The following is a 6,569-nucleotide window of genomic DNA, read 5'->3' on the forward strand; positions in this document are numbered from 1 at the left end:
GCTCGCGGAGCTCCGCGAGCTGGCCGGCCAGCTCGGCATCCCCGGCACCGCCGGCATGCGCAAGGGCGACCTGATCGCTGCGATCAAGGAGCGGCAGAGCAGCGCCAAGGCGGCGCCGGCGGAGACCTTGCCACTGGGCGGCATCGAGGACCGCAAGGCCGAAGCCAAGCCGGCCGCCGAGTCCAAGGCCGAGGCGGCCGCGCCGGCCAAGACCGAGGGCGAGGCCAAGACCGAGGGCGGCCAGGAGGCCGCGGAGCCGACCCCGTCCGAGGGCCAGGGCGGTGGCCGCCGCCGGCGTCGCGGCGCCAGCCGGCCCGCCGGCAGCCCGTCGCCGGGCGAGCAGGGCACGTCCACCGACGAGGGCCGCGCCGGCACCGAGGAGCGCCAGCAGGAGTCCCGGCAGGACCGCGAGCGCGGCCAGGGTGACCGCCAGCAGAGCGGCGGCCGCCAGGACAACAACCGCGCCGACGATGACGACGACGACCGCGGCGGCCGGCGGGGCCGGCGGTTCCGCGACCGCCGCCGGCGCGGCGGTGGCGGCGGCCGGTCCGAGGGCGGCAACGACACCGAGGTCCGCGAGGACGACGTGCTGCTGCCGGTCGCCGGCGTGCTCGACGTGCTGGAGAACTACGCGTTCGTGCGCACCTCCGGCTACCTCGCCGGGCCGAACGACGTCTACGTCTCGCTGTCGCTGGTGCGCAAGTACGGCCTGCGCCGCGGTGACGCGATCACCGGCCTGGTCCGCCAGCCCCGCGAGGGCGAGCAGCAGCGGCAGAAGTTCAACCCGCTGGTGCGGGTGGAGACCATCAACGGGCTCGACCCGGAGGCGGCCAAGAGCCGGCCGGAGTTCACGAAGCTGACCCCGCTCTACCCCAACGAGCGGCTGCGCCTCGAGACCGAGCCGCACATTCTGACCACCCGGGTCATCGACCTGGTGATGCCGGTCGGCAAGGGGCAGCGGGCGCTGATCGTGTCGCCGCCGAAGGCCGGCAAGACCACGGTCCTGCAGCAGATCGCCAACGCGATCACGACGAACAACCCCGAGTGCTACCTGATGGTCGTGCTCGTGGACGAGCGGCCGGAAGAGGTCACCGACATGCAGCGGTCGGTGAAGGGCGAGGTCATCGCCTCGACCTTCGACCGCCCGCCGTCGGACCACACCACGGTGGCCGAGCTGTCCATCGAGCGGGCCAAGCGCCTGGTGGAGATGGGCCACGACGTGGTCGTGCTGCTCGACTCGATCACCCGGCTCGGCCGCGCCTACAACCTGGCCGCGCCGGCGTCCGGCCGGATCCTGTCCGGTGGCGTCGACTCAACGGCCCTGTTCCCGCCCAAGCGCTTCCTGGGCGCGGCGCGCAACATCGAGGGCGGCGGCTCGTTGACGATCTTCGCCACCGCGCTGGTGGAAACCGGGTCCGCGGGCGACATGGTGATCTTCGAGGAGTTCAAGGGCACCGGCAACGCCGAGCTCAAGCTGGACCGCAAGATCGCCGACAAGCGCATCTTCCCGGCGATCGACGTCGACCCGTCCGGCACCCGCAAGGAGGAGCTGCTGCTCTCGCCGGACGAGCTGGCCGTCACGGTCAAGCTGCGCCGGGTGCTGCACGCCCTGGAGAGCCAGGCCGCCATCGAGCTGCTGCTCGACCGGCTGCGCAAGACCCGCACCAACATCGAGTTTCTGATGCAGGTGGCCAAGACCACGCCGTCGATGGGCGACGACTGACGGTGCTGAGGAGCGCCGTAAGGGCCACCCTCGGGCATTGGGGCGCCCAAGGGTGGCCCTCGCGACGGCAGCTAGGCGATCGGGACCACCTTGTTGTGCTCGCGCGCCACCACCACAACCAATGTGATCAATGCGGGAGCGCCGGCCGCCATCGCAAGTGGCGCCGGCAATGACACATCGTTGAGGACAAGGCCTGCGGCGAACACGACAGCAGGGTAGGCGAGCCCGAGCGACCATCGCTGCCATTGCGCGCGCCATTCGACTCCGTGGGCCAGCACGGCGGTGACCGCGGCGGCCGGGCCGAACAGGGCGCTGGACAGGGTCACCCGCCAGTCGGCGGACAGCAGCACGCCACCGAGCCCGGTCAGGCCGAGGACCGCGGCGGCGAACAGCAGCGGCACGGCCAGCCAGGCGAGAACGGAGAGCGACCGATGCGCGCCGACAGGCACTTGGTCAGTGTGCGGTTCTACTCAGTAGTCGGCCTCCGCAATCGGTGAGTGACCGGTGTGTTGCGCCCAGTTGCCCTCCTGGCGCGACGAGCGGTAGTTGACCGGTTACTCCTCGACTCCGGAATATCCGTGCCGGCCGCCACGTTGGGGTCTCTGGCACACTGTTGGATCGAGTCCGGCACCGGTTCACCCCGCACGCAAGGGGACCCGGCGGCCGATACGAGAGGACAAGATCTGTGAAGACCGGTATCCACCCCGAGTACGTCGTCACCGAGGTCGTCTGCGGCTGTGGCAACACGTTCACCACGCGCAGCACCAAGAAGACCGGCAGCATCCACGTCGAGGTCTGCTCCAACTGCCACCCGTTCTACACGGGCAAGCAGAAGATCCTCGACACCGGGGGCCGGGTGGCACGCTTCGAGGCGCGCTACGGCAAGCGCCAGAAGAACAAGTAGCTACGCGCACGGCGCCTGCCCGGGATCGGGTGGGCGCCGTTGTCGTGAGCACAGGGAGGTCAGCGGTGGACTCGTCGACGCTGGGTGAGCTGCTGGCCGAGTACGACGAGCTGGAGAAGTCGCTCGCCGACCCGGCCGTGCACGCCGACCAGACCCGGGCGCGCAAGCTGGGCCGCCGCTACGCCGAGCTGACGCCCGTGGTGAAGACGCTGCGCGAGCTCGAGTCGGCCCGCGACGACCTGTCCGCCGCCCGGGAGCTGGCCGCCGAGGACACCACCTTCGCCGCCGAGGCCGAGTCGCTCGAGAAGCGGATCGGCGAGCTGGAGGACAAGCTCACCGAGCTGCTCGTGCCGCGCGACCCGCACGACGGCGCCGACCTGCTGATGGAGATCAAGTCCGGCGAGGGCGGCGAGGAGTCCGCGCTGTTCGCCGGGGACCTGCTGCGGATGTACCTGCGTTACGCCGAGCGGCACGGCTGGAAGGCCGAGCTGCTCGACGGCACCGAGTCCGATCTCGGCGGCTACAAGGAAGCCACGCTGGCGATCAAGGGCAGGGGCGACGGGCTGGACGGGGTGTGGTCCCGGCTGAAGTTCGAGGGCGGGGTGCACCGGGTGCAGCGGGTTCCGGTGACCGAGTCGCAGGGTCGCATCCACACCTCCGCCGCCGGCGTGCTGGTCTACCCGGACGTGGCCGACGTCGAGATCGACATCGACGAGAAGGACCTGCGCATCGACGTGTTCCGCTCGTCGGGCAAGGGCGGGCAGAGCGTCAACACCACGGACTCCGCGGTGCGCATCACGCACCTGCCGACCGGGATCGTGGTCTCCTGCCAGAACGAGCGGTCCCAGCTGCAGAACAAGGCGCGCGCGATGGAGGTGCTGCGCGCCCGGCTGCTCGCGGCCGCCGAGGAGGAGGCGGCCAAGCAGGCGGCCGACGCCCGGCGCAGCCAGGTGCGCACGGTCGACCGCTCCGAGCGGGTGCGCACGTACAACTTCCCGGAGAACCGCATCTCCGACCACCGGGTCAACTACAAGGCGTACAACCTCGACCAGGTGCTCGACGGCGACCTCGACGGGGTGCTCGACGCGCTCGCCGAGGCCGACCGCAACGAGCGCATCGCCGCGCACTCGGCCAAATGAAGCACCGGCAACCGCTGCGCGTCGCGATCCTCGAGGCCGAGCGCATCCTGGCCGACGCCGGGGTCGCCTCGCCGCGGGTGGACGCCGAGCTGCTGGCCGCGCACGTCCTCGGCGTCGAGCGGACCAAGCTTCCGCTGGTGCCGCTGGTCGACCCGCCGGTGATCGACGCGATCGGCCGCCTTGTCGCCGAGCGCGCCAAGCGGGTGCCGCTGCAGCACCTGACCGGCTGGGTGGCCATCGGCGGCATCACGCTCGTGGTCGGCCCCGGCGTGTTCGTCCCGCGCCCGGAGACCGAGCTGCTGCTCGCCTGGGGCCTGGCCGCCGTCGAGGGCGTGCCCGCCCCGACCGTGGTCGACCTCTGCGCTGGCTCCGGCGCCCTGGCCCTCGCCATCGCCCACGCCCGCCGGGACGCCGTCGTGCACGCCGTCGAGCTCGACCCCGCCGCGCTGGCCTGGGCCCGCCGCAACGCCGACCACCGCGCCGGCGCCGGCGACCCGCCGATCCACCTGCACGCCGGCGACGTCGCCGATCCCACGCTGCTCGCCGACCTCGACGGCCGGGTCGACCTCGTGCTGTGCAACCCGCCCTACGTCCCCACCGGCACCCCGGTCCCGCCCGAGGTCGGCGACCACGACCCGGAGACCGCCGTGTTCGCCGGCCCCGACGGCCTCGACGTCATTCGCCACGTCGTCGCCTGCTCCGCCCGCCTGCTCCGCCCCGGCGGCGCCCTGGCCATCGAGCACGACGACAGCCACGCCGACTCCGTCCCCGCCCTGCTGGCCACCCGCCGCGTCCTGACCGAGATAGAGGACCACACCGACCTCGCCGGCCGCCCCCGCTACACCACGGCCCGGCGCCGCACCTAACGCCTCATCCACACCCCACCCACCTGTGGACAACACGCCCACCTCAAGATCATCTATCGTCGCGGGCGGCTAAACTGCCCACGAACCCACCCCCCACCCAATTTCCGGGGTGGGGGCTGCCTGGGAATGTGTTGGCGGTCGTGGAGTTGGAATCTGGCGGGCGAACCGGTGGGCGACACCTGGTACGAGCCGCGGCGGACGGTCTACTCGGCTCACGGGGTGGCGTGAGCGATCATGGTGTCGTAGATGGGTTTGGCGGCCGTCCAGCGCGCGGCGGGGGCGGCGACGAGGACGAAGTACTCCTTGCCGTCGGCGCGCCAGTAGAGCGAGCGGACGTGCAGGATGCCGTCGCCGTCGCGGTGCTCGAACTCCCACTCGACCGCGTCGTGGCCGCCGTAGGTCGCCGAGTCGAGCTTGAGGCGCCTGTAGTCCGGGGCGCGGACGGCGAAGTCGTTCTCGTACCGGATGTGCGAGGTCTCGATGGCGATCAGCGGGGCGGCCGAGCCGCCGTACTTGACGTAGCGGTCGGCGTCGGCGGGGTCGACGGCCTGCATCGCGCCCGGGCCGGAGGAGCGCTGGGTGCGCCAGCCGGTGGGGATCACCGTGCGCATGCCCGCGGGGCCGGTGACCCGCTGGTACCCGGCGGGCACGTCGCCGGGGGTCGGCTTGGGCGGCGCGGTGGTCGTGGTGGTCGTGGTGGATGTGGGACCCTCGGGGGTGGGTGAGTCATCGGCCGGACCGGGCACGCCGAGCCGCGTCATCGGAGCACTACCGGATGGGTTCTGATAGGTGACCGGCGGTGTGCGCGTCACCGGTGCGGTGGCCCCGTCCGCCGGACTGGGCGCCGTGAGCAGAGAGACCCCGACCGTGATGCTGATGACGAGATACGCGAGCACGAACGCGAGCGCCAGCCAGCGCGAACTGAGCTGTCCACGCAATCCTGCCAGCCGACCAATCATGGGTACATCCACACGCGTGACCCCCGACCATGGGCGTACCGAGAGTAGCCTGCCGACCCGGGTGATCCAATGCTTCGCGCCTGGCAAGATGTGATCTGCAAGTGGCGGCTGGCGTCGGACGAGGTGCCGGACGAGGCGTCCGACGCGCAGCGCCGCTTCCATACGGCCAGGTCCGCACTCCTGCGGGGGCAGCTGGACGAGGCGCTCACCGGCTTCGAAAGAGCCGCCGAGCTGCGGGAACATCCACACGATCAGGTGGGGATCGGCGACGTCCACCTTGCCCGCGGCCGGTGGCAGCTCGCAGCGGAGTGTTACCGGCGTGCGCTCGACGCCGACGGTGCAGACTTGCTCGCCCTTTTGGGCATGTCCCAGGTCTGGGTTGCGCAGGGCGACGCCGCACGCGCGGTGCCCGACCTCGAGCGGCTGCTTGCCGAGCGGCCGGACGATCCGGTCGTGCGCTACTACCTGGCCAGCACCTGGTGCTCGGTCGCGGAGCAGTGCCGCAGCCAGACCGCCGACGAGGTCCTGGTGATCACCAGCGAGCACCAGCTGCGCATCTGCGACCGGGCCGCGCGCCGGATCCTGAGCCTCGGCGTCGACGACGACGAATTGGTCCGCGGCGCCCGCCGGCTGGCCGCCGAGGTAGCCGCCAGCCGGCGGTGGAGCTGGGCCCCGGAGGGGATCGCGGTCAGCCTTGCCGTGCTCGTTATGTCGCTCGGCCTGACCATGGTGGTCGCCGGCGGCGCGCTCAACAGCGTCGGTCTTGTGGTCTCCGGCGTGGTCCTCGGCGGCGCCATGCTGTTGCTGATCGTGCTCAGGTTTCGCCGCCAAGCCTGGCAGCAGCGCGCCGAGTCGATGGCCCCGTCGATCGCCAAACCCGGGGTCTAAGTGGTGTTTTCTAGCTCGGGCTGTGTTCTCTAGCTCGGGCAAGGCCGCCGGGCGCCTTCGGCGCCGGCCTTGGGTCGGGTTGCTTGGTGG

At 71.6% G+C, this 6,569-nt stretch carries 7 protein-coding genes; 5 read left to right on the plus strand and 2 right to left on the minus strand.

Features of this window, described 5'->3' with window-relative positions; all coding sequences use genetic code 11:
* Nucleotides 1–1,723, plus strand: a 1,723-nt coding sequence (rho, locus tag VGX25_RS33775) for a transcription termination factor Rho (protein ID WP_326922043.1), incomplete at its 5' end; no start/stop codon positions are given.
* A gap of 71 nt (nucleotides 1,724–1,794) precedes the next feature.
* Here rho and VGX25_RS33780 read toward each other — a convergent pair.
* Complete coding sequence (locus VGX25_RS33780) at nucleotides 1,795–2,172, minus strand: hypothetical protein (RefSeq protein ID WP_326922044.1); 378 nt, start codon at nucleotides 2,170–2,172, stop codon at nucleotides 1,795–1,797.
* 236 nt (nucleotides 2,173–2,408) lie between these two features.
* On the opposite strand from VGX25_RS33780, the gene rpmE reads away from it, so the two are divergent.
* The 3 genes from rpmE (at nucleotide 2,409) to prmC (ending at nucleotide 4,632) form a co-directional block, all read left to right on the plus strand.
* The gene (gene rpmE, locus VGX25_RS33785) at nucleotides 2,409–2,627 is read left to right on the plus strand and encodes a 50S ribosomal protein L31 (RefSeq protein ID WP_326922045.1); all 219 of its coding nucleotides are present in this window, start codon (nucleotides 2,409–2,411) and stop codon (nucleotides 2,625–2,627) included.
* Between the two features lie 65 nt (nucleotides 2,628–2,692).
* Entirely contained in the window at nucleotides 2,693–3,766 is a 1,074-nt protein-coding gene (gene prfA, locus VGX25_RS33790; RefSeq protein WP_326922046.1) for a peptide chain release factor 1, read from the plus strand.
* Entirely contained in the window at nucleotides 3,763–4,632 is an 870-nt protein-coding gene (gene prmC, locus VGX25_RS33795) for a peptide chain release factor N(5)-glutamine methyltransferase (RefSeq protein WP_326922047.1), read from the plus strand. Before prfA ends, prmC begins: the two co-directional genes overlap by 4 nt.
* 212 nt (nucleotides 4,633–4,844) lie before the next feature.
* Here prmC and VGX25_RS33800 read toward each other — a convergent pair whose 3' ends face one another.
* Nucleotides 4,845–5,393, minus strand: a complete 549-nt coding sequence (locus tag VGX25_RS33800; protein ID WP_326922048.1) for a hypothetical protein — start codon at nucleotides 5,391–5,393, stop codon at nucleotides 4,845–4,847.
* Between the two features lie 267 nt (nucleotides 5,394–5,660).
* On the opposite strand from VGX25_RS33800, the gene VGX25_RS33805 reads away from it, so the two are divergent.
* Nucleotides 5,661–6,479, plus strand: a complete 819-nt coding sequence (locus VGX25_RS33805) for a tetratricopeptide repeat protein (RefSeq protein WP_326922049.1) — start codon at nucleotides 5,661–5,663, stop codon at nucleotides 6,477–6,479.
* The last annotated feature ends 90 nt before the right edge of the window (nucleotides 6,480–6,569 follow it).

Origin of the sequence: Actinophytocola sp., from assembly GCF_035942955.1 — a bacterium.
In the GTDB taxonomy this organism is placed as follows: Bacteria; Actinomycetota; Actinomycetes; order Mycobacteriales; family Pseudonocardiaceae; genus DASYTH01.

What these genes read in the sequence shown, in the direction of transcription:
- VGX25_RS33805 (WP_326922049.1), top strand. Translation starts at nt 5,661, where the DNA reads ATGCTTCGCGCCTGGCAAGATGTGATCTGCAAGTGGCGGCTGGCGTCG.
- prmC (WP_326922047.1), top strand. Translation starts at nt 3,763, where the DNA reads ATGAAGCACCGGCAACCGCTGCGCGTCGCGATCCTCGAGGCCGAGCGC.
- VGX25_RS33800 (WP_326922048.1), bottom strand. Translation starts at nt 5,393, where the DNA reads ATGACGCGGCTCGGCGTGCCCGGTCCGGCCGATGACTCACCCACCCCC.